The sequence below is a fragment of the Bacillus horti genome (assembly GCF_030813115.1).
Classification (GTDB): Bacteria; Bacillota; Bacilli; order Caldalkalibacillales; family JCM-10596; genus Bacillus_CH; species Bacillus_CH horti.
This window is the reverse complement of sequence record NZ_JAUSTY010000001.1, coordinates 394,273-416,890: the sequence shown is the minus strand read 5'-3', so window position 1 is coordinate 416,890 and position 22,618 is coordinate 394,273. Positions and strand designations below refer to the sequence as shown.

19 protein-coding genes are annotated in these 22,618 nt (G+C 38.2%); 12 read left to right on the top strand and 7 right to left on the bottom strand.

Annotated features, from left to right (window positions below; genetic code table 11):
* Positions 1-35: 35 nt before the first annotated feature.
* The gene (locus tag J2S11_RS01910; RefSeq protein WP_307390139.1) at positions 36-1,268 is read right to left on the bottom strand and encodes an AimR family lysis-lysogeny pheromone receptor; all 1,233 of its coding nucleotides are present in this window, start codon (positions 1,266-1,268) and stop codon (positions 36-38) included.
* 179 nt (positions 1,269-1,447) lie between these two features.
* Between J2S11_RS01910 and J2S11_RS01905 the strand changes: the two genes are divergently transcribed.
* The 3 genes from J2S11_RS01905 to J2S11_RS01895 all read left to right on the top strand — a co-directional run bounded on the left by J2S11_RS01905 (position 1,448) and on the right by J2S11_RS01895 (position 3,830).
* Positions 1,448-2,311 (top strand): SDR family oxidoreductase, encoded by an 864-nt coding sequence (locus tag J2S11_RS01905; RefSeq protein ID WP_307390136.1) that lies wholly within the window; start codon positions 1,448-1,450, stop codon positions 2,309-2,311.
* A 144-nt stretch (positions 2,312-2,455) separates the two neighbouring features.
* Positions 2,456-3,025 (top strand): LOG family protein, encoded by a 570-nt coding sequence (locus J2S11_RS01900; RefSeq protein ID WP_307390134.1) that lies wholly within the window; start codon positions 2,456-2,458, stop codon positions 3,023-3,025.
* A gap of 130 nt (positions 3,026-3,155) precedes the next feature.
* Complete coding sequence (locus J2S11_RS01895; protein ID WP_307390131.1) at positions 3,156-3,830, top strand: YdeI/OmpD-associated family protein; 675 nt, start codon at positions 3,156-3,158, stop codon at positions 3,828-3,830.
* Positions 3,831-4,385: 555 nt separating this feature from the next.
* On the opposite strand, the gene hemQ is transcribed toward J2S11_RS01895, so the two are convergent.
* The gene (gene hemQ, locus J2S11_RS01890) at positions 4,386-5,132 is read right to left on the bottom strand and encodes a hydrogen peroxide-dependent heme synthase (RefSeq protein WP_307390128.1); all 747 of its coding nucleotides are present in this window, start codon (positions 5,130-5,132) and stop codon (positions 4,386-4,388) included.
* A gap of 233 nt (positions 5,133-5,365) precedes the next feature.
* Between hemQ and J2S11_RS01885 the strand changes: the two genes are divergently transcribed.
* A complete protein-coding gene (locus J2S11_RS01885) occupies positions 5,366-5,632 on the top strand; it encodes a DUF2553 family protein (protein WP_307390125.1) in 267 nt (88 codons plus the stop codon).
* 498 nt (positions 5,633-6,130) lie between these two features.
* On the opposite strand, the gene hemY is transcribed toward J2S11_RS01885, so the two are convergent.
* From hemY to hemE, 3 genes are all read right to left on the bottom strand, one after another.
* Positions 6,131-7,588 carry a protoporphyrinogen oxidase gene (hemY, locus tag J2S11_RS01880; RefSeq protein WP_307390122.1) on the bottom strand — a complete coding sequence of 486 codons (1,458 nt, stop codon included), beginning with the start codon at positions 7,586-7,588 and terminating at the stop codon, positions 6,131-6,133.
* A 6-nt stretch (positions 7,589-7,594) separates the two neighbouring features.
* On the bottom strand, positions 7,595-8,530 hold the full coding sequence (gene hemH / locus J2S11_RS01875) for a ferrochelatase (RefSeq protein ID WP_307390119.1): 936 nt from the start codon (positions 8,528-8,530) through the stop codon (positions 7,595-7,597).
* A 153-nt stretch (positions 8,531-8,683) separates the two neighbouring features.
* Positions 8,684-9,736 carry a uroporphyrinogen decarboxylase gene (hemE, locus tag J2S11_RS01870; protein WP_307390116.1) on the bottom strand — a complete coding sequence of 351 codons (1,053 nt, stop codon included), beginning with the start codon at positions 9,734-9,736 and terminating at the stop codon, positions 8,684-8,686.
* 235 nt (positions 9,737-9,971) lie between these two features.
* Between hemE and J2S11_RS01865 the strand changes: the two genes are divergently transcribed.
* From J2S11_RS01865 to J2S11_RS01840, 7 genes are all read left to right on the top strand, one after another.
* Positions 9,972-10,394, top strand: a complete 423-nt coding sequence (locus tag J2S11_RS01865; RefSeq protein ID WP_307390113.1) for a YgaP family membrane protein — start codon at positions 9,972-9,974, stop codon at positions 10,392-10,394.
* Positions 10,391-10,615 carry an EYxxD motif small membrane protein gene (locus tag J2S11_RS01860; RefSeq protein WP_307390111.1) on the top strand — a complete coding sequence of 75 codons (225 nt, stop codon included), beginning with the start codon at positions 10,391-10,393 and terminating at the stop codon, positions 10,613-10,615. Before J2S11_RS01865 ends, J2S11_RS01860 begins: the two co-directional genes overlap by 4 nt.
* Before the next feature lie 304 nt (positions 10,616-10,919).
* Entirely contained in the window at positions 10,920-12,947 is a 2,028-nt protein-coding gene (locus tag J2S11_RS01855; protein ID WP_307390108.1) for a S9 family peptidase, read from the top strand.
* Positions 12,948-13,701: 754 nt separating this feature from the next.
* Positions 13,702-14,235 (top strand): ABC-three component system protein, encoded by a 534-nt coding sequence (locus tag J2S11_RS01850; protein ID WP_307390107.1) that lies wholly within the window; start codon positions 13,702-13,704, stop codon positions 14,233-14,235.
* Positions 14,219-14,455, top strand: a complete 237-nt coding sequence (locus J2S11_RS22250) for an ABC-three component system middle component 6 (RefSeq protein ID WP_370875418.1) — start codon at positions 14,219-14,221, stop codon at positions 14,453-14,455. Before J2S11_RS01850 ends, J2S11_RS22250 begins: the two co-directional genes overlap by 17 nt.
* Positions 14,452-16,251 (top strand): DUF2326 domain-containing protein, encoded by a 1,800-nt coding sequence (locus J2S11_RS01845; protein WP_307390104.1) that lies wholly within the window; start codon positions 14,452-14,454, stop codon positions 16,249-16,251. Before J2S11_RS22250 ends, J2S11_RS01845 begins: the two co-directional genes overlap by 4 nt.
* A gap of 613 nt (positions 16,252-16,864) precedes the next feature.
* Positions 16,865-17,023, top strand: a complete 159-nt coding sequence (locus tag J2S11_RS01840; protein WP_307390101.1) for a hypothetical protein — start codon at positions 16,865-16,867, stop codon at positions 17,021-17,023.
* 517 nt (positions 17,024-17,540) lie between these two features.
* Here J2S11_RS01840 and J2S11_RS01835 read toward each other — a convergent pair.
* The gene (locus J2S11_RS01835; RefSeq protein WP_307390098.1) at positions 17,541-19,034 is read right to left on the bottom strand and encodes a sigma-54 interaction domain-containing protein; all 1,494 of its coding nucleotides are present in this window, start codon (positions 19,032-19,034) and stop codon (positions 17,541-17,543) included.
* A 226-nt stretch (positions 19,035-19,260) separates the two neighbouring features.
* Between J2S11_RS01835 and J2S11_RS01830 the strand changes: the two genes are divergently transcribed.
* A complete protein-coding gene (locus J2S11_RS01830) occupies positions 19,261-20,178 on the top strand; it encodes a proline dehydrogenase family protein (protein ID WP_307390096.1) in 918 nt (305 codons plus the stop codon).
* A 472-nt stretch (positions 20,179-20,650) separates the two neighbouring features.
* Here J2S11_RS01830 and J2S11_RS22365 read toward each other — a convergent pair whose 3' ends face one another.
* Positions 20,651-22,330 carry a methyl-accepting chemotaxis protein gene (locus tag J2S11_RS22365; protein ID WP_307390093.1) on the bottom strand — a complete coding sequence of 560 codons (1,680 nt, stop codon included), beginning with the start codon at positions 22,328-22,330 and terminating at the stop codon, positions 20,651-20,653.
* Positions 22,331-22,618: the final 288 nt, after the last annotated feature.

Here is a 22,618-nt window from a genome sequence, read left to right as displayed (position 1 = left end):
CTTGGATAAAAGCTTAGACTTTTAGCACAGCGGTACTAACCTTTGCTCACCCCAAGGGGGTTTTTAGATGATAGAGTTACAAGACCAAATCCGTTTCGTTCACATAGCCGTTCTCTCCTTACTGTAGATAACACTCTCAAGATGACCCTATTTTCTTGCATTTTTCTCAATTCTCTTAAAGGCAACTGACAATAAAAATAATTGCCTGTTAATCTAAACCACTCCACTGAATGATAGAAAAATTCCTTATCCCCATAGAGTAAGCCTAGATAAAAGTACACAAACCCCTTGGAATGAGAAGGGACATGATGGATATCCAGCTTTGTTAGAAAGGATTTAGCTTGCTCCTTCTGGTCTAACTGAATTAAGTAGTAGATATATTCAAGCTCCTCAGCATAGCTCACCAGCTCAAAAGGAAAGTCCCTATCAACCCTCCAATATGATTGCAAAAAGGAGAGCATAAGCTGACTAGTGTGATACAGATCTTCCCTCCCTGCTTCAGCAAAAGCATGGGCAGCATAGCTCATTAAATAATAAGCTTGCTCATAATCTTCATATAGATAAGATTGTCCTAAATAAAAGTAAACAGTAGGAAGCATATGCTTAAAAAAAGCTTGATCAAGAATAGAAGAATAGTACCAACGTGCTTTAGTGATGTCATTCATATTTAAGGAATAATAGCCCATAAGTAGAGAATACCTAACATTAAGTGATTGTCGCATGAATGTGCTTTTGAGTTGCTTTAACTTTTCATCAACCTCAAAACTGTGTAGAGAGAGGAACGGATAGAGGTGTAAGTCAAAACAAATGTAAGCGTGAAGCACCATTTTCAACACCTTCATGTCGGGCTCCCTCGGGTGAAAAATTTCAATTTGTTTTAGCTGTTCTAGAAGGGGGAGGCTGTTCAAGTTACGTTTATGAATGAGTGTATAAATAGTAGCCCATTCTTTATCAACGGGATTGGTCGAGCTCTTAAGTACAGTGATTAAATGCTCGGCTTCTTGATCGAGTCGATGCATTATACTGTAATCTAAAGCGTGCCGTGCATTTCTGCTTCTAAATTTAGGGATAATGAGACGAAGCATGTCATGCTCCTGAGAGGGAAATAGAAATTGGACAATTCTTAGAATACCTTCAAAGTTTAACTCCTCAAAATCGTGCAAGAACCTAGAAATAGACGATTCATTTGTCCGAGCTACCTGTGCTAGCCTTTTTTGATTAATTCCCTTTTTCTTATTAAGGGCTTGGAGGATGTGATGTTGGAGCATAGGATAACCTCCTTTTTATCGTAACATTTTCTAAAATGTTCCTAATATGAACTTACTATTCCATGTTAAAATAGGTGGCTGCCTCTGTCAAGACCTATTCTTACGCTTACTCTGGTATAGATAATCGTCTATAATTGAGAAAGAATGAGTTTTTACTAAAATAAAGGATGGCTATCCATATGGAACAAAAGCAACAAGCCACTGTGTTAATAACTGGCACGTCAAGTGGGTTTGGTCTTCACACAACGATCGCTTTAGCTAAACAAGGCTTCCAGGTGGTCGCAACGATGCGGGACTTGGAAAGAAAGCAGGAGCTTTTGTCCTTGGCTGAACAGGAGGGAGCTCTTCAGCAAATTGAGCTTTTGGAGCTAGATGTGACAGATAGCATGCAAGTGAATCAAGTGGTGGAAACAATTCTAAAGCGATACGGATCTATAGATATTCTGATTAATAATGCTGGCTTTGCTCAGGGTGGCTATGTAGAAGAGATTCCGTTGGATCGTTGGCAGAAGCAATTTGATACAAACTTTTTTGGACTAATCCAAGTCACTCAAGCGGTACTCCCATCAATGAGAGAAAGAGGATCTGGAAGAATCATAAATATGAGTAGTATCAGTGGACTTATAGCTTTTCCTTCATTGGCTCCCTATGCAGCTTCTAAATTTGCAGTAGAGGCTTTCAGCGAGGCTTTGCGCCTTGAAATGCTGCCTTACGGGATTTATGTTTCTCTTATTGAGCCAGGATCGTATCGTACAAAAATTTGGGACAAAGGGTTAAGCAGCGCCACAACATTAGGACCTTCAATGTATCAGCAGGAAATGAACATCCTAACCAAGATGATTCAGCAAAAAGGGCAAAGTGCTCCACACCCCGAGCCAGTTATTCGAACGATTCTACAGGTGATCCGTTCAAAGAGGCCAAAGCTGAGATATCCAATCGGTCGAGGAGTTCGTTCTACCATATGGCTGAAAAAGCTTGTTCCGTGGAGCTTGATTGAAAAAGGATTCATAAAGCAATTGAATAAGGATAAGAAAAAGAAGTAGAATGATGAAAGAAGTATATTAGCAATTGAGCAAGAACAAATGGAAGAGAACAAATGAAAGAAAACAAATGAAAGAAAACAAATGAAAGAAAACAAATGAAAGAAAATAAATGAAAGAAAACATATAGAAATGGAGTAACGTTAAATGATTAATAATATTTGTGTGTTTTGTGGTTCCAGCTTTGGTAAGCACGATGTGTACCAACAAGAGGTATTGCAACTAGGGAAGACCTTAGCGACTAAAAAAATAAACCTCATTTACGGTGGTGGAAACGTTGGTTTAATGGGTGTTCTTTCCCGTACTGTACTAGAAAATGGAGGAGAGGTAACAGGAATTATTCCTAAAAAAATCCATGAAAGTGTGGATCATATTGAACTAACGGAAACGGTCATTGTGGATACCATGCATGAGAGAAAAGCGAGTATGTACAGCCTTGCAGATGCGTTTATTGCCCTCCCAGGTGGAATAGGTACACTAGAGGAGTTAGCTGAGGTAATGACCTGGCAGCAAATAGGGTATCACGCTAAACCGATCGGGGTATTTAATATTAATGGCTTTTACCAGCCGTTCGAGAAGCTCCTTGAGCATATGGTACAGGAAGGCTTTCTTAAGCCTGAATTTGCTAAAAATCTTATTGTAGAGGATACACCAGAACAACTACTCGAGCGATTAGAGAAGTTTGCTCCTAAGCTTCTAAGTAAATGGTCTACGTAAAGAAGAGGAAAGAATATCTCTTGACTAAAAGAAAAAAATCTTATAAAAATAAATATTGATAAAAAAAACAATGAGTCTCTTGATAAAAAAACAATGAGTTTCTTGATAGAGGAAGGAGATTGAAGCAAGCTTGAATTCAGAAAAAAGCATTGTCGACAAACTTAATCTAACAAAATTTCCTACCAAATTAGTGCTTAAAAAGCCTGATGACGTACACGACTTGGATCAGCTAAGCTATGATACAACGATTAGCAAAGAAAAGTATGATATGGTTTTCACCTTTATTTTTAGCTTAGATGAATATGCAGACTGTGTGCAGTCAGTGATTAATCAGGATTTATTGACTGATAAAGGATATCTATTTATGGCCTATCCTAAAAAGAATAACAAGAAATACTCCGAGTATATTGACAGAGACAGCTTTTTTGAGAGGCTTCCTATAGATGAGGAAGGCTTTGTTTTAGACAGTCATATAAAATTTGCCCGGATGGTTAGCTTAAATGATGTTTTTACAGTGATCGGCTTAAAATCTGAGCGTAAGAAAACGAAAAAGAAGTCGAGCTCTGAAAAAAGTCAACGTGTAGATGATTATATTCATCATATCGAGGATATTAAGCTATACCTGGATCATAAGAAAGAGCTACTTGAAATATATAACGCTTTAACCCCTGGCTATCAAAAGGATTGGGCACGTTACGTCTATAGTGCTAAAAGAAAAGAAACTCAAGAGAAGCGCCTGATAGAAATGGAAAAGATTCTAGGAGAAGGGTACAAGTCCATGGACTTGTATAGAAGAAGAAAATAAAGGTCGATCCGATGGATGCTCTGGGTTTTGAAGATTTAATTGCAAATATGCAATTAATAGATCAATATCAAAGATAAATTAATCATTTACCTGCAAAAATGCAATTATTTAATGATTTTTAGATAACATCTTATTAATCTGAGCTTATTAAGTGTATTTTTGCAGTTATATATCATTTTACATGAAATTCTCCATTTATTAAGTGTATATTTGCACTTCATCTTTGTGAATGTCTAACTCGGGATAACCCCTTAAATTGGACATTAAGAATGTTCATACACTCTCAATCACTCTCAATACTGATTTTTCCCATCAGATTATTATTCTTAGATGAATAGTTGTGGTCAAATCTTTAGGAGTATAGAAAAAAGCAGTCAAGGCACAAGGCCAAGATTGCTTTTTTTATTCTTTGTGATTATTACAGAGCTTCGAATGTTTTAAGAGGCTCAAATGGTTAAGGACCCTCAAAAGTATCGAAGAGCCTCAGAAATTTTTATGCCATTTTATATGTTAATAGAAGCATAAATTTATATGTTAATAGAAGCACGAACCCCTTTACATGCTTAAAAGTTCAGCAAGAGAGGTGTTGTCCACCTTGTTGCCCACGAAAAATGAACCAAAATCTCCATATCTAGCACTCACTTCATCAAAACGCATTTCGTACACAAGCTTCTTAAACGTAATTGGATCGTCAGCGAATAACGTAACGCCCCACTCCCAATCATCAAATCCGACCGAACCTGAAATCACCTGTGTTACTCTTCCCGCATAGCTTCGGCCAATCATACCATGGCTTCTCATCATGCTTTTACGTTCTTCCATGCTAAGCATGTACCAGTTATCATTGCCTTGGCGACGCTTATTCATAGGATAGAAGCAAATATGCTCTGTTTTTGGTAGAATCGGCTTTAGGCGCCCTTGAATGTATGGATCCGTTTCTGGATCTACATCTGGAGAAGATACGTAGGTGCTTAGCTCTACGACTGATACGTAGGAATACGAAGGAATCGTAAATTCGGCAAACAATGATTTATTAAACGCTGTTTCAACCGCATTCAGCTCCTGCATGGTAGGACGTAGGTGCATAAAAACAAGATCACCCTTATGACCAAGTACAGAATATAAAGCATAGCTTCCAAGCTTGTTTTCCTCTGTTTGTGACCATTCCTGCTGTAACGTAAGCAGTTCATCTAAAGCGGCTTGCCTTAGATCCTCGGAAATGGATTTCCATGCTGCCCAATCAATCGTTCTTACATCATGCAGGACAAACCATCCCTCTAATGTATTTACTGCTTCACTCATTGTTCATCTCTCCTAACTTATAAAATGATATATATGTCCTCGCCTTATTTCATGAACTCATGAAAAAGTATAACATTCCCCTCTATAAATGCCAAATGAACATCTTTTGACACTTCGATGAACCGACTAGTTTTACAGAAATTACTCATGAGATTCTCATGTTTCATAGAAGAAAAATAATAGGTTTGAGCGTCCTGAGAAGGGGGAAAAGATTAAGCATAGGAGGGATACAGATGACACAGCAAAGCGTACAAAACGAGCCAAGAGTTAAAAAAGTCGAGATCTCCAACAAAGTCATCGGTAAAATCCAAGAAGACAAAATCGTATTTTATGTTGGAGAGCGATACATTGGCAGTATGAGTATGTCAGCTACAGCAGAGAAGGATAAATATAAATTTGAAGAAGGCTTTGGCATTGAGGACAATAAAATCTACCAAAAGCAGGTTGATGGTGTAGAGGATGACCAATATGTTGAAGGCTGCGACATGGGCTGGTGCTAAAGTCCATAAAAATCTACCGTAACATTTACTAAAACAGTACAAGGTCTGAATCTGTACTAATTTAGTAAGTAGACTGGGTCTCTAGCTTTAGTCACAATCCCTAATAATTTCGTTCACCCCCCCTTTTATATAGATGGATAGGATTTTCCTATCCTGAGGCTGCCTATTAGGTAGCCTCTTTTTAGTGATAAGATTGAACAAATAATATTACAAATAATATTGAACAAAGCTTTATCATTTTTGGTTTGAGAAAGGATAGTGAACGGTCGGATCAGCTTGAAATTCCTTGACCTCATAAATTCTCATGTTGCGATCAAATTTAATAATAGAGACCCCATTAAAATCATATTCATCCGTTTCTTTAGCTTTAAAATACCTTCTACAATTACAACATCACTAGCCGTATGATAGAACTGTTTAATATTCCATTCCAATAGTCTAATAAATGTAAAAAGACAGCCTGAGCACTGTGCCCAAGACTGTCCTAATTTTTTTGCCTTATGCTTTTAATAGGTGAGCATAAGCCTGTTGAGCCGCCCCTTTTCCTTGTCTAATACAATCAGGAACTCCTACTCCACCAAAGCCTGCTCCAACCATATATACCCCTGGCATATAAGCACTTAATTCTTTTCTAACTTTTTCAACAAGCTCTAAGTGACCTACTGGATACTGAGGCATAGAATTTGGCCAACGGTTCACGGCGTAAAAGAGAGGAGTAGCCTTAATCCCCATTAGATTTTCCAAATCCTTCTGCACTCTAGCTATAATGACGTCATCATCTTCTGCAGCAATTTCCTCATCTCCAGATCGGCCAACATAACAGCGAATAACCACTTTACCGTCAGGTGCAGTATGCCCCCATTTGCTAGAGGTCCATGTACATGCTGTAATGCTTGTCTTTTCCTTTCGTGGAACAACAAAGCCTGATCCATCTAGGGAATGCTGAATGTCCTCGCGGTTAAAGGTCATAATCACATTCGCCACCGAAACGTATTGAATCTTCTCTAGCTCCTCTGCCATTGGAAACGTGGAGGACAGCAGGTTAGAAATCGCTTTTGTAGGTAGAGCTAAGATAATGGAATCAGCCGGTATAGATTCTCCTCCATCAAGGATAACTTGAAACGGTGATTTTTTAACTCCATCAGGAGAAGGTCCAGCATGAGTGACAGATTGCACTTTTGTCTTAGTCAAAAGCTGGATGTCATTCTTTTGTAAATCTGCTACAAGGTGATCCACAAGCGTCTGCAAGCCATTCCTAAAAGAAAGAAAGCGGCTTTGCTTCACAATATCGGGAAGGTTTTCCGTCTGACCAGCCTTAGCCATACTTGCTTTCATTCCTAAGATTAAGCTACGATGACGTTGTTCCATTTGCCTAAATTGGGGGAATGTAGCCTTAAGGCTAAGCTTGTACGTATCACCAGCATAAATCCCCGCCAGCAAAGGCTCAGCCACGCGTTCGAGCACTTCTTTACCCAGCCTACGATGAAGGAAGTGACCAAGCGACTCATCCTTGTCTTCTTGCTTTTTAGGGAGTACGATATCCATTAAGGCCCTTAGCTTTCCAGCAGGACTAATCAGCCCTGTAGTAGCGAATGGACTAATTTCAGTAGGAATCCCTAAATTAAGTCCTTGTGGCATACGGTGAAAGCGACCTTTATGTAGGATGTATGTCTTTTTTGCAGCTGGATTTGTGCCCACTAATTCCCCTTCAATTCCAAGCTCCTTAGCAAGCTCATAAGCGGGTAGCTTGCGCGAGAGGAAGGAGTCGGGTCCCTTTTCAATCACAAATCCATCCTTGCGGATCGTTTGGATTTTGCCACCTAATTGATCACTTTGCTCTAGTACGGTGATCTGATGCTTGGTCCCGCTAACCTCGGCAAGCTTATCTAGATAAAAGGCAGCGCTTAAGCCTGTAATACCGCCACCAATGATAACAATTTTTTTACTATCCCCCATCATCCATCACCCTTTGTTTACTTGAAGTGTTTGTGTCACAACATCAGCTAACGTATCAATGTACAAGGGATCCGTGTTTAAGGAAGCTGTTCTTTCTAAATGTATCCCAAGCTCTTTAGCTGCATCCTGGCATTCAATATCAATATCGTACAGGATCTCTAAATGATCGGAAACGAAGCCAATAGGACAAACGAGCACATGCCTAACGTCCTCTTCTTTACGCACTCGGGCTAACACATCAAGGATGTCTGGTCCAAGCCAAGGCATTGCCGTCTGACCGGCACTTTGCCAAGCAAACTCCCAATTCGTTGTTCCAACCTGGTCAGCAATTGCTTTGGACGTTTCCTTTAACTGCTGTGGATACGGATCTCTCATTTCAAGTATTTTTTCAGGAAGACTATGAGCGGTAAAAAGAATACGAACCTGCTCAGCTGCAACGGAAAACTTTGCTAGGGAAGTATTTACCCTTTCAACCAAAGCTTTTAATAATTGCGGATGCAGGTGATAGCTTTTGACACTATCTAAGGAAATACCAACCTCTTCAGCCGTTTCCTTCGCTCGTTTGTTATACCCACCTACACTCATCACAGAGTAGTGTGGAGCTAAAACAACACTAACCGCCTCCTTAATCCCATCCTCAGCCATTTGTTTTACTCCATCCTCAATATATGGACGGGCATGCTTCAGACCTTGGTAACAGACAAACTCATACGGATGATCCCCTTCATTTAAGCGATCCTGTAAAGCTCTCACTTGACGGTCCGTATTTTGTCTTAAAGGAAAAAGTCCACCTATCGCTTCATAACGCTCCTGTAGCTCTTGCAGTTGCTCAGGCTCTGGAGGGCGTCCTCTACGAATGTGGGTATAATATTCCTCAACCTGCTCAATGCTTTCAGGCGTCCCGTAAGACATCACCAGTACACCAATCTTCTTTTTTTCCATCATGTAACCCCCTACTATAGCTCTTGATATGATCTATATTTTAATTAGGCATAGTACTTATGTGCTAAAGGATATGTCTTGAAGATAGTCTAGACATAAAAGTGGGAAAAGAACATGAGCTGCTCTTTTCCTTGTATCCTTCCATAGGAACGGCTAAACCTTCATACTTTGAATTTTTTCTTTGGAATATTGCTGAATAAATGCTGTAAGCTCCTTAAGCTTCTCTAAAGAAGCCTCAGGGAACAAACCATGTCCTAGATTAAAAATGTATCCCGGCTCTTCTAATCCTTGGTCAATAATCGCTTTAGCATGCTCTTCAATGACATGCTGTGGAGCTGTAAGCACTGTAGGATCTAGATTCCCTTGCACAGCAAAACGATGATCTAAACGCTTTCTAGCCTCTGGAATAGAAACTCGCCAGTCTAACCCAATAACCTGCACATTCAAGTCTCTAAGCTCAGGCAATAATTCTCCGGAGCTGACCCCTGGGAAATAGATTTTTTGTACTTGCACATCCTTAAGCTCAGTAAAAATACGAGAGATTGTCGGGTACACAAATTGTTTAAAATCCTGTGGTGTTAAAGAGCCGACCCAGCTATCGAAAAGCTGCACAGCCTTCGCTCCAGCTTGAATCTGCGCTTTTAAATAGGCAATGACCATATCTCCAAGCTTATGCATCAATAAATGCCAAACATCAGGCTCACTGTACATTAGCTGTTTTGTTTTCAAATAATTTTTTGATGGTTTTCCTTCAATCAGATAGCTGGCAATCGTAAATGGGGCCCCAGCAAACGTGATAAGTGGAATCGTTAGTTCACGATCCAAAATCCGGATGGTTTCCAATACATGCCCTAAATCCTCTTCTACCTGTATAGGCTTTAGCTTTTCCACATCAGCTTTTGTGCGAATAGGGTTAAAAATCACAGGACCAATATCCTTCACAATATCAAAATCAATGCCAATGGACGCTACAGGATTCATAATATCGGAATAGAGAATAGCTGCATCAACACCAAGCTTTTTAACCGGCTGAAGAGTAACTTCAGCGGCAAGCTCTGGCTGCTTACAAATTTCTAATAAAGAGTACTTCTCTTTAATTTTTCTATACTCTGGATCATATCGTCCAGCTTGTCTCATATACCAAACGGGTACATGCTCGACGTTCTCCTTGCGACACGCACGTAAAAAAGTATCATTTTTCAACATCAAATTTCCGACCCTCTTTTCATCATCACTAGTACCATTATGACCATTTTACACGAATGTATCAAGAAATGAGCCTGCTGGATTTGACGATTCAACGAAAATTACAACCCTACCATATCATGTTTTAGTGTGAATTCAATGTGATTTTTGTCATTCGTACATGCTCTTTCGGGTAATAGCTCATACTAACTGAAAAGCAATAACTTGCTAGCATGAATCAGGAGGGTAAAAGTAAATGCAGAATAAAAAAAACGTCAGTACAACAGACGCTTTATTTAGAATTACAATGGGCTTAACTGGAGTGGCTTGGGGGACTGCTGAAATGATTCGTAGACCCTATGGAGTGACTCCGTTACTAGTTACAATGGCATCAGCAATGAAGGTAGCGGAGGGAATCACCCGTTATTGTCCTGTAATGGCAATGATGGGAATAAGCTCTGAGAAAGTAATGGACCAAACAAGGGAAGCGATGGATCAGGCAAAGGACACAATGAAGCATAAAGCGAAGGAATCGATGCGTCAAGCCAATGAATGGACTGAGAAGGCAAAGAAGACAATGCTCAAAAGCTCTTCACGTAGAGGAAATCAATTTAATGTTGATTTAGATATGTCAGACTTAGAACTGGGTTCGTCTGAGGATTTGGATGACTATAAATGACTGCTCAGGTCGTCGGGCAGTATGTAACACATAGTGCATACGTTATATTAACCATTATAGGTGTGCTTGTTGTAATAGGTGTGTTTATACAAAAGAACTGGAGAAACCGAGGATACTATTCCAGAGAGACTGTCCGAAGTAAAAGAGTAAAGCTAGCTGAAGACACTGAAAAAGAAGCTAATGAAGCCAATCATTATACTCAATCAGACGAAGAGCATTAATTAAGATGGGTATAGATTGAACAAAGGTAAAGCTTGAAAATCTTGTCCTAAAAAGTACAGGTATACTTCCAGTCAGGTATACATGCCTGGATAGGGCAGGATTTTTGTTTTGTCTTCAGCAAATGGTTCCAAATAGTTCCAAAAGACAACACATTTCCTACAAAATAAGTTAGCTTAAATATTTATTTCGTCTGGCGAAATATGTTATGATGGAATTTGGAGATTTTAAATAGAGAAGATATTAATGAAAGATTCAAGTTGAATAGTCAGGCAATTTCGATTATTAGATTGGAGGAACATATTTATGGGGAAACGTGCAATAACAGCAGATGATCTTTTACGAATAAAGTATGTAGGAAACCCTCAGGTATCACCTCAAGGTGACCAAGTAGCCTATGTATTTACACAAATGGATCACGATAAGGACGGGTATTATTCTTCAATCTATGTGAGTGATTTAACAGGTGAAGGTAGGGCGTTCACCGCACCTTATATTGAGGGCAAACTGGTTAAAGATACAGCACCAGCATGGTCACCGGACGGAAAGAGCCTTGCTTTTTTATCCAATCGAACGGGTAAAAACCAAGTTTGGGCGTTAGACATGTCTGGCGGAGAGGCGAAGCGATTAACTAACGTTAAAGAGGGAGTGCTTGATTTTAGCTGGTCCCCGAATGGGAATTCCTTAGCCTTAGTAATAAAAGCTGAAGAGGATCAAGAAACTCCTGAGCTTCTGACAGATGCCGCTGGTAGCCATAAAGACAAAAAAGAGGAAGCTAGGAGCGATGTGAAGGTTATTACTCGACTGCGCTATAAAATGGATGGAGCTGGGATTTTTGATGAGAAGCGTAGGCAGGTTTATCTCTTTGATTTAGAGACAAAAAACTATACAAGACTTTCTAATGGGAAGTTTGATTTCGGGCAACCACAATTTTCTCCTGATGGTCAATCTGTTATCTATATTGGTTCGAACGAGGAAAAGCAAGAGTGGGAATATATTCCTTCCTTATACAAATTTGATTTAGCTTCAGGTCAGGAGACAGAATTGTATAAAGGGAAGGGCTCTATAGCTTCACCTTCTTATTCTCCAGACGGGAAGTGGATTGCCTTTGCCGGGCATGAAAGGGGAGCGTTCTCATCAGGAAACACACAGGTTTACGTGGTTCCAGGCGAGGGTGGAGAGGCTAAAAGCCTAAGCTCAGAGTTTGATTACACAGTTGGAAATCTAGTTGGAGTCGATGCGAAATATGACACCGCAGCCCTTAGTCTAAAATGGAATAGCTTTTCAACAGAGGTCTACTTTATTGCAACAGTCGGTGGGGATGTACAGCTGTTTAAGGCGGATCTTGAAGGAAATGTTTCGGAAGCTCTGACGAGAAAAGTGGCTTCTGTCTCCTCTTATGATTTGGTAGGTGATCACAAGGCTGCTGTTGTTCTTGCCACTCCTTTTTCTTCAGGAGACCTCATGCTACAGGATTTAAATGATGTGCATAACATTAACCAGCTTACTCATTGGAATAAAGAGCTTCTTGAAGAGGAGGTACAGCTTAGTGCTCCAGAATCTTTCACTTATAAAAGTACTGATGGTTGGGAGATCGATGGTTGGATTATTAAGCCTTATAAGTTTAATGCAGATAAAACCTACCCAATGATTCTTCAAATTCATGGAGGACCACACACCGCATACGGAAATGGCTTGCACCATGAAATGCAGCTGATGGCGGCTAAAGGCTATGTCGTTCTATATACAAATCCGCGTGGAAGTCACGGATATGGAGATGAATTTGTTCGTGCCGTAGTAGGAGATTATAGCGGTATGGACTATGAGGACATTATGGCTGGAGTGGATTATGCGGTAGAGAAGTTTAGCTTTATTGATCAGAACCAGCTATTTGTTACAGGTGGTAGCTATGGAGGTTACATGACTAATGTGATCGTCACTCGTACAGATCGCTTTAAAGCGGCTGTTACTCAGCGCAGTATTTGTAATTGGCTCAGCTTCTACGGCACAAGTGATATCGGCTTCTTCTTCACTTACGCCCAGCACGGCAAGGCAAACCTATGGGATGACGAAGAAAAGCTTTTAAGAGTTTCACCAATCCGTTACGCTCGTAATGTAAAAACGCCGACCCTAATCCTGCATAGTGAACAGGATTTACGTTGTCCAATGGAACAGGCTGAGCAATGGTACATCGCTCTCCGCTATCTGGGAGTAGAAACAAAGCTCGTTCGCTTCCCTGATGAAAATCATGAATTGTCTCGCTCTGGTAAGCCTAAGCATCGCTTGGAGCGTTTACAGCATTTAATTGGTTGGTTTGAGGATCGTATCATTTAGAGGATTTAAAACATTAAAACCATTCTTCAATAAGTGAGGAATGGTTTTCTTAATTTTCAAATTATTGATATTACATAAAAACTAGAGATTTCATTCCTTTGGCAATTATAAGACAAGTTAGTAGCCCTGAACGATAGAATGTATTCCGCACCTGTTGAACTGAATTCTTCTGCTATAGTGTTTAGTATGCTAGAATTTTATGGACAAATTAGCTGAAAATATGATTGTGGCTTTTCTAATTTTCTTCTTCATATGAGGATTCCTCTTCAAGAATGGTTGATTAGTGAAAATAATCTTCTTGGTAAATTGAAAAAGATTTTCTTATATATTTATTTCTTAGATCCAAGTTAGCTTGTAAGTTTCATCTGTAAAATCCTAGTCTAGCTACCTAATAGGTTTTAGAATACAGGTTTTTAAAAATCTGCCCTCTTAGTAAATTGCTTGATGGTATTAATTCTACTGTTCAACAAACAAATTTTAATTTATCACTTATTTAGATAGAAGGAATATTTAGGTAAACTGTCGAAGGTAGGAGATAATATAGCAAGTAATAAAGATTAGGGGGAGTTTATATGGAATTTTTTAATATTTTTGCTGGAGTAGCATCAATCCTGTCATTGTTGATTTCTCTTTTTGTTGCAGTTACAGTAGTGAAAATAAATAATAACATAGTTTTTAATGTAAAAAAAATCACGAAAAATAAGACAAGGAGTAAAGGGTGATGATAATATTGTCGCAGCTGGTGATATAAATAATGTTTGATAAAATTAGACAGCTTGTTTTTGGTAGTAATAACTTAGTCGCTTCCAGAGATATTAACTATTATAATCCCCATCCAATTAGATTTTATGAAAAAGATATAAAAGAAGTTATTGATTGCTTTTCACAGGAGGTTGTGGAAATAGTGGGGATAGTGACAGAGTGTAATGATTTCTATAGACCTAATATTGAAGAGAAGAACGAACTTAATAATTTGACTCATGAATATTTTGAACATATTAAATCAAATAGCCTAATATACTTTGAAAAAATTTCTGAATTCTTAAATGATCGTAGGAATGAGATATTTTTATCCAAATACTTGACTACTGCTAGAGAACTTAATAATAAAATTGTATCTAATAGAACTGATTTTGTGTACTTCGATAAAATTTTTGATGCTGTGTATAGCTATATTGTTGAGAAAGATAATTATAATATATGCTTTGATAAAGAGCTTATATGGGTGTTTTTACATTACATGTATTGGAATTGTGATATAGGAGTTAAATATGATAAAACCTCATAAATTTATGAACATTAATTTATCTGTGCTAAATGTTGCATATTATATAGTGACTAGTCTAAAAGTAAATAAAATTATGAATTATGATGAACTTTTAATGAGAATAAGTAGAAATTTTGAAGATGATATTAAAGATATATTTATTTTAGCCCTTACATTCTTATATTCTCTAGGTGTAATTAGTTATGATAAAAAGAAAGATAATTTGGAGCTGTTAATATGAAAATATCTAAAATTTATAGTAACGATTCTAGGTTTAAAGAGATTGATTTCTCCGATGGATTAAACATCGTTTTGGGTAAAATCGTTAATAAAGAAAACCTTGATTCTAACTCTCATAATTTAGGAAAAAGTACCTTAATAAACCTTCTAGATTTTATGTTCTTGAAAGAGCTAGAAAAAGGACACTTTTTAAAAGATAATAAAGAAAAATTTAAAAATCACATTTTCTTCTTAGAATTAAAACGGAACAAAGACAGTTTTATAACAATTAAAAGGTCTGTAAAAAACAGTACAAAGGTATCGATTAAATTACATTTGATAGGAAAGCAAAACTTTACAGAGGAAACCGTTTGGGATTATGTTGATATGCCTTTAACATCTAATGACGAAGGGAAGAATCCAAAAAACCTTTTAAATAAGTTGTGGGGCTTTAATAAGGTGCTGCCATACTCCTATAGAACTTTTCTTAATTATTTTCTAAGAACTCAATATGATTATGATCAAGTATTTAAATTGTCAAAGTTTAGGGGAAGCGATTCAACATGGAAGCCACCACTAACAGATTTGTTTGGATTTAAAGGAAGTCTTATAAAAAATAAATATGATTTAGAAACTCAATTAAATGTTGAAAAAAAACTACTGGAGCAAATGGAATATGAGTTAAAAATTTCTTACATGGATTTAAATAAAATTCAAGCTCTTATTGATGTGAATGAGAAAAAAAGAATAGAAATAAAGACTAAAATAGATAATTTTGATTTTTATGCTAAAGAAAGAAAATTAAACAAAGAATTGATTGAAGATATAGAGAAAGATATAGCAAACCTCAATTCAAAAGAATATAAGTTACAGTTTGAATTAGATAAAATAAATGATTCATTAAACAAACAAACTCAATTTGATTTATCATCTATCCGTAAATTATTTGAAGAAATTGAAATTAATTTTCCAGAAAAACTTGAAAAAAGCTATGAGGAATTAGTACAATTTAATTATGATATTACTAGTGAGAGAAATAAATTTCTAAAGCAAAATTTACAAAGAAACGAAGAGGAATTGCAAAATGTCAATGCAGAACTGCAAATTCTAAACAGTAAAAGAAATGAAATTTTATCTGTGCTAAAAGAAAAAGATTCTTTCGTAAAGTTCAAGAAATATCAGATGGAACTTGTTGAAGTTGAAAATGAAATAAGTCAGCTATTAAATAAAATAGACAATATTGACATTCTAAAAGAAAAAGGTTTACATATATCTCAAATTGAGAGCCAAATTCAAAAGCTTGTTGATAAAATTAATCAACATCTTAAAGAAGTAAATGATTTCTTTAAACTAATACAATCGTTGTTTAGTAGTCTAGTTAAAGATATTTTAGATGAAACAGCCATATTATTTCACAGTATTAATTCTAATAATAACATTGAGTTTGAAGCTAAAATAACCAGTATAAAAGAAGATGTGCTAACATCCAAATCCGAAGGATATTCTTACAGAAAAATGCTGTGTGTATGTTTTGACCTTGCAGTTATAATAGCATATAAAGACGTTAGAGAATTTTTTAAGTTTGCTTATCATGATGGTAGTTTAGAGTCTATGTCTGATACGAAAAAAATAAAATATATAGAAACAATAAGAGAAAAATGCAGAGTGGATGGGATACAGTATATATTTACTACACTTGAAGACGATATTCCAAGACTAACTGACGGGAAGCTATTTGAACTAAAAAAAGATGAAGTTGTAGTAGTCCTTGATGATAGAGAAAATGATGAAGGTAGACTATTTGGATTTAGTTTTTAAAAGGGCATGTAAAATAAAAATATGTTAAAGTTTACAAAACAGAATTTAAGGATATAAGGAAAGAGGGAGCTTTGAGGCTCCCTTTTTTAATGCTGCGTGCCCAGCAAGCCGTTAATTGCTAGTCGGTGCAAGTCCGATCTAAGTAAGAACCAAGTCGCTTAGTAGCTGACAGGCAACTGGTGGAGTAATCCTAAGGTTGAAGCCCTGTGACAAAGTAATCCCGTTAGGGATGCGAGCAACCTAGCAGGTTGTAACATAAAGTGAATCCTGCCGCCTCGTCAAAAGAAACCTCGTTTGAGGACAAAGGGAAGCTGAGTCTAGATCATTTAGGCGAAAGCCATGGAAGGTGTGAAGATCTTGGAAAGGCAGCACCGAAGAATCCCTCGGGGTAAGGGGAACGACATGCTAGGAAAGTAGGTAACGGAACTGGGGAGACCCTCCTTTGCACTTCCCGTACGGGAAGTAGAACAGACCTATATAAGCCAAAGGTGAAAGTAGGAATGGCAAAGAGGGAGTTGGAGGGGGTCATAGTACTGATGAAGCTAGAGACAACACAACTCTAATGAGGGAAGGACCCCTACTTTGTTCACAAGTTGGAAGGAGGTAAGAGTGAGTGAATGCAAGTAAACTTGCTAACTACACCAACGTAAAAGCTCGAGAACTTTGGACAACTTTATATCTTTGTGCCAAGGAAAATCCTACACGTAGATTTCATGCCCTCTATGATAAGGTCTACCGACCTGACATATTGGCAGAAGCATGGAGAAAGTAAAAGCCAACAAAGGCAGTGGTGGGATAGATAGACAAACCATTGAGGAGATTATTCACCAGTATGGAGAAAGTTTAATAGAGCAGATAAAAATAAAAGAGATAGCCTTAGGAGCTTACGCTTCTCGGCTATCTTTTTTGAACATATAAGAAAGTACAAAATTTGATACCCTGTATTCTTCAAATTTTATACTTTCTTAATATGAAATGTACACAGCTTGTACACGGGTTACTAACAGAAAAAGGACTTTATACACACGTTGTGCACATAGGAAGCACAGATTAATAGATTAGTTTATATAAAACCTCAAAGTAATTACGATGGACTGTGGATATCAATATTTAATCCACAAAAACAGAGGAGTTAATAACAAGCTACACACAGAATAGCCACAGTTAATACAGAGTAACCCACAGTTTTTTGCGCTTTACTAACGCTTTATCCACATCCTTGCTCTTTTGACTGACATGAAGCTGTGTATAGGGTTTTAAAAATTAAGTAAGAGAGGAGATCAGGCACGCTACTCCTCCCAAACAATCTGATACTTCGCTATCTTTTGGTACAATGTAGCTCTAGAAATACCTAGCTTTTTGGCTGCAATACTTTTATTTCCATACGTTTCCTTCAGAACCGTTTTTATTCGTTCTTTTTCTAACGCATTTTTTTGCTCTTGTAGCAAAATCTCTTCCTTTCTTACATAAGGTACTGCTGCATCAGAATCATCAAGCACATTTACTGAGGGCTCCAGCTTTGTCGATAAAGGAGGAATAGAAGAAGCTTGCCTAGTTCCTTGTTCATATCCGGTTCCATAAAGCTCTGTAAAAGAAGCAGGCAAATCAGCTAATGTAATCAGTCCCCGTTCAGTTAAGACAACAATCCGCTCAAGCACATTTCTAAGCTGCCGTATGTTCCCTGGCCAAGAGTATGCTTTAAAAGCCTGCAACACCGAAAAATCAATGCTCGGCACAGGTTTTTTATAACGAGCGGCAAACTCCTGCAAAAAGATATGAATCAGCTCCTCTAGATCATCCGCTCGTTGAGAGAGGGAGGGAATAACTAGAGAAATAACATTTAAACGATAAAATAAATCCTCTCGAAATAATCCTTCCGTTACTCTGTGCTCTAAATCTCTATTTGTGGCAGCTATAATACGAACATTTACCTTTCTAGCTTCTGTAGCCCCAACTCTGTACACCTCCTGCTCCTGCAAAACTCGTAGAAGCTTAACCTGCATATCCAGAGGCAGCTCTCCTATTTCATCTAAAAACAATGTACCCCCATCGGCCATTTCTATCTTACCTAGCTTTCCTCCCTTTGTCGCACCAGTGAATGCCCCGCTTTCATAGCCAAACAACTCACTTTCAAACAAGGAGGGAGGTATAGCGCCACAGTTAATTGGGATGATGGGCTGCTCTGAACGTGCACCAGCCTGATGAATCGCCCTAGCGAACAACTCTTTACCGACTCCACTTTCCCCACTAATAAGCACAGGCACATCAGTTTGAGCCACCTTTGCTGCTAACTCCAAGGCTTGCTTCAGCTCAGGGCTCCGTCCTTTTATTTTGGTAAAAGGATCTTCATACTGTCCACGGTTTAATTCGTTTTTTAACTCATCTAGCTGGGAGGAGGTTTGGGTAAGCTCTTCATTTAATTTTACCAACCGGCTGATATTCTGTTCCACGGAAATGGCTCCAATTAAGCTTCCCTGCTGGTCATACACGGGAGAAGCGTTGATCAGAACGTGAGTGTCAGGCTTTGGCCTGTGGTAAAGCTCCCGGACGGAATGCTCTGTTTTTAAAATCTGCAGGACCATGAGATCCTCTTCTCTAAAGAACTCACGTATCGGTCTTCCTACAATCCTCTCCTTTGGAATATCATAGAACTGCTCAGCTACATCATTCCAGTAAACCACCTCTCCATATCTATCTATCATGGCAATAGCATCATTACTAATAGGCAAAAGTGCCTGCAAATAGAGGGAAGGATCAGGTAGATTAGAGTATAAATTCATCATAAAAGCTCTCCTAAGAATAATAGTAGTGTCATATATATAGACAATATTGTTTAATTAGTTAACAGTAAAAATACAATAGTGTACAATTATTATACAATAATTTTGAAGGAAATAGGAATTTCGTTCATAAAAGGGCTAAAATCGAGCTTGCAAAGTTGGCATCAATCTTGCTTTGGATATTTATAGGTTAAGAATAACTACACTATCATTGGCAGGAGAGAAGGAAATGGAGCAATTATTAAAGAACTTTTTCTTATTTATGGCAAAAAATAAATTTTTTAATCGAATGGCTAAGAAATATGGCTTGCGTTTTGGGGCAGGACGTTTTGTTGCAGGGGAGACTCTTGAGGCAGCTCTGCGATCTATTAAGGAGCTGAATGCAGAGGGTATGCTCGTAACGGTCGATCATCTTGGTGAGTTCGTGTATAACGAAGAAGAAGCCAATCACATGGCGCAGCATTGTGTTGATGCTTTGGAGGCTATGGACAGAGAAAAGGTGAACTCAAATCTGTCTTTAAAAATGACCTCTATGGGCTTAGACATTTCAAGAGAGCTATGCTTAACGAACATGCGTAGAATCCTGGAAACGGCTAAAAAGTACAACAACTTTGTTCGAATCGATATGGAGGACTACGCTCATATTGAACAAACGTTTGATATTTACAACGAGCTAAGGAAAGATTATGACAACGTAGGCCTTGTGATTCAAGCTTACTTGTATCGCAGTGAAGAGGATATCGATCGATTAGCCGAGATGAACACGAATTTACGTTTAGTAAAAGGGGCGTATAGGGAATCACCTAAGGTAGCGTTCCCCGAGAAGAAAGACGTGGATGAGAACTACAAAAAGAATATTGAGCAGCAGCTTAAGCATGGTCATTATGCGGGGATTGCTACTCATGATGAGTTTATCATTGAACATGTTAAGGAATTTGTAAAAAGAGAGCAAATTGCCCTTGATCAATTTGAATTTCAAATGCTGTACGGCATTCGCACCGACCTACAGAAGAAGCTAGTCGAAGAGGGCTACAGAATGCGTATTTACGTGCCTTATGGGAACGACTGGTATGGCTACTTCATGCGTCGTTTAGCTGAACGTCCAGCTAATGTTGGCTTTGTCATTAAAGGGATATTTAAAGGCTAATTTAACTATCGTGAGCTACCACCACTTAACACCAAAGGTATTTGAAGTGGTGCTTCCAACTGATGAATAGCTTGGAATTGTGCTACACAAAAAAGGTGATTCATCTCCCACCTAAAGCTTCACTTTTGAGGAAGGAGTCTTCTCACCTAATGATAGATAAAAATGTAGGCAATGAAGTGCAAAAATACACTTCATTGATGACAAATTTAACGAATATGAGTAATCAAATGCAAAAATACACTTCATTCTCCATGAATAGTTCTATTTGCTCTTCGAATGAGAAAATAAGTGTATTTTTGCACTTCAATGATTGAAACTACTCTATAAAATTTGAAATAGTTGTATTTTCGCACTTAAATCTATTTCTTTAAGCCTCGTCGAAGCTTCCCAAAAAAGAGAAGGACTGTCCTCCACTGAATATTTAGTGGAGGACAGTCCTTCTTTTAATTAAGCCCTTCAAATACCTATAGATTTAAACCTTAAACTTACTCACTGTTTCCTGAAGCTCAGTAGCCAACACGCTTAGCGCTTCAGAGGAGGCTGAAATTTCCTCCATAGAAGCTAACTGCTCCTCAGTAACAGAAGCAATCGTTAGCGTACGACTAGAGGATTCCTGAGAAATCTGTGACGCCTGTTCAACAGAGGCAGCCACCTGCTGAGAGCTAGCGGACATTTCCTCAGAAAGAGCAGAAACCTCTTGGATCTGAGCAGCAACCACATTAATTCGTTCTACGATTTGCTGAAAAGCCTCACCAGCATCCTTAACCATGCTCGTTGTTTCCACCACACCTGATGTAACTTTATTAGTAGAATCAACTGCTTTGGCCGTGTCCCCTTGTACCTGATTAACTAAAGCTGAAATCTGGTCGGCAGAATCCTTCGTCTGCTCAGCTAGCTTACGTACCTCATCAGCTACAACAGCAAAGCCTTTGCCATGCTCACCAGCTCTAGCTGCCTCAATGGCTGCGTTTAAGGCCAATAGATTCGTTTGATTAGAAATGTCGGTAATCGCTTCAATGATCTTACCAATTTCCTCTGACCGTTTTCCTAGTAGCTTGACATAGCTTGATGTATCACCAGCAAGGGTATTCATCTCAGTCATTTGATCCATCGCTTTTAAGATCCTCTCATTACCAACAGTCGCTTGCTGAGAAGCACCTAGTGAAGATTCGGACACTAGACTAGAGCTGTCTGAAATACGCTGAATTCCAATGACCATTTCTTCCATTGCCCTAGAGCTTTCACTCGTACTTTGTACAGTCGTTTCTGCCCCGCTTGCAATTTCTTGAATCGTAGTAGCCACCTGATTTGTAGCCTGTGACGTCTCATCAGCACTGGCTCTAAGCTGCTCCGATGAGGAGGCTAAAAGCTCAGAACTAGCTGTCACTTGTTTAATCAATCCTTTTAAATTATCGACCATGTTATTAAAGGAAATCGTTAACTGGCCTAACTCATCCTTGGAGCTAGTTTGTAAATGCTCCCCACTCAAGTCACCTTCAGCCACTAAATTAGCTCTTTTTACGACCTCTAAAATAGGCTTTGTAATTTTTCTAGCCATAGTAAGAGCGATAAGCACTCCAACTACGATGGCAGCTACAGTTGCTACCAAACTCAACAGCATAATGACATTACCTGTAATTAGAACTCTGTCACCAGCAGAATTAATTTCATTCTCAAGATTTAAAGCAAAAGCTGAGATTTCGTCCATAATTTCATTACCTTGCGGAACTACGGTTTCTTTAAGATTCCTTAAAGCAGCAACTCTATCTCCGGAATCGTAAGCATCAAAAACAGAGTTGATCGCTAATCTGCGCCATTCAACGCCTCTATTAATAAGAGTCTGAAGCTCTTCAGAGGAGTTGCTGACCAAAATGTCCTCTTGAATTAGATTAATTTGCGCCGTTAACGTATTAAAATCTGATCTGTAGGCATCCTCTCTCATGGCTACATAAGCTGTCACTAGAGAGATTTGTTGAGACATGCTATAAAGCAATTGCTCCCCTTTGACTAAAACATGAATATCTTCTTCAACAATCTCTTTTACCTGCTGGTTGAAATAAAGATTCCCGGCTAAATTTACACCAGAAACAACAACCAAAAGCAAAAAAATCACACCAAAAGCAGCTAAAATCTTTTTCTGTAAACTTTTCATAAGCTTCCCCCTTATTTTCCTCCCATACTTTTCCTTGAGCACTCCAATTGTCATAGATTTTAGCTTCTTATTCATGTTGTTCAACATAGTATGTAAAGATGATGAATAATAGCAATGATGCTATATTATGGTGAATAACCATTACTAAAGTCTTAGTTCTATCTCCCTCATTAAATCATAACCAAATTATTCGACATAATCTACTATTTTGAGAAAAATATGAACAAAATTTATGCAAAAGTTTAGGTAATCGAAGAGCTCTTACTTACTATATCGGAAGAATTAATA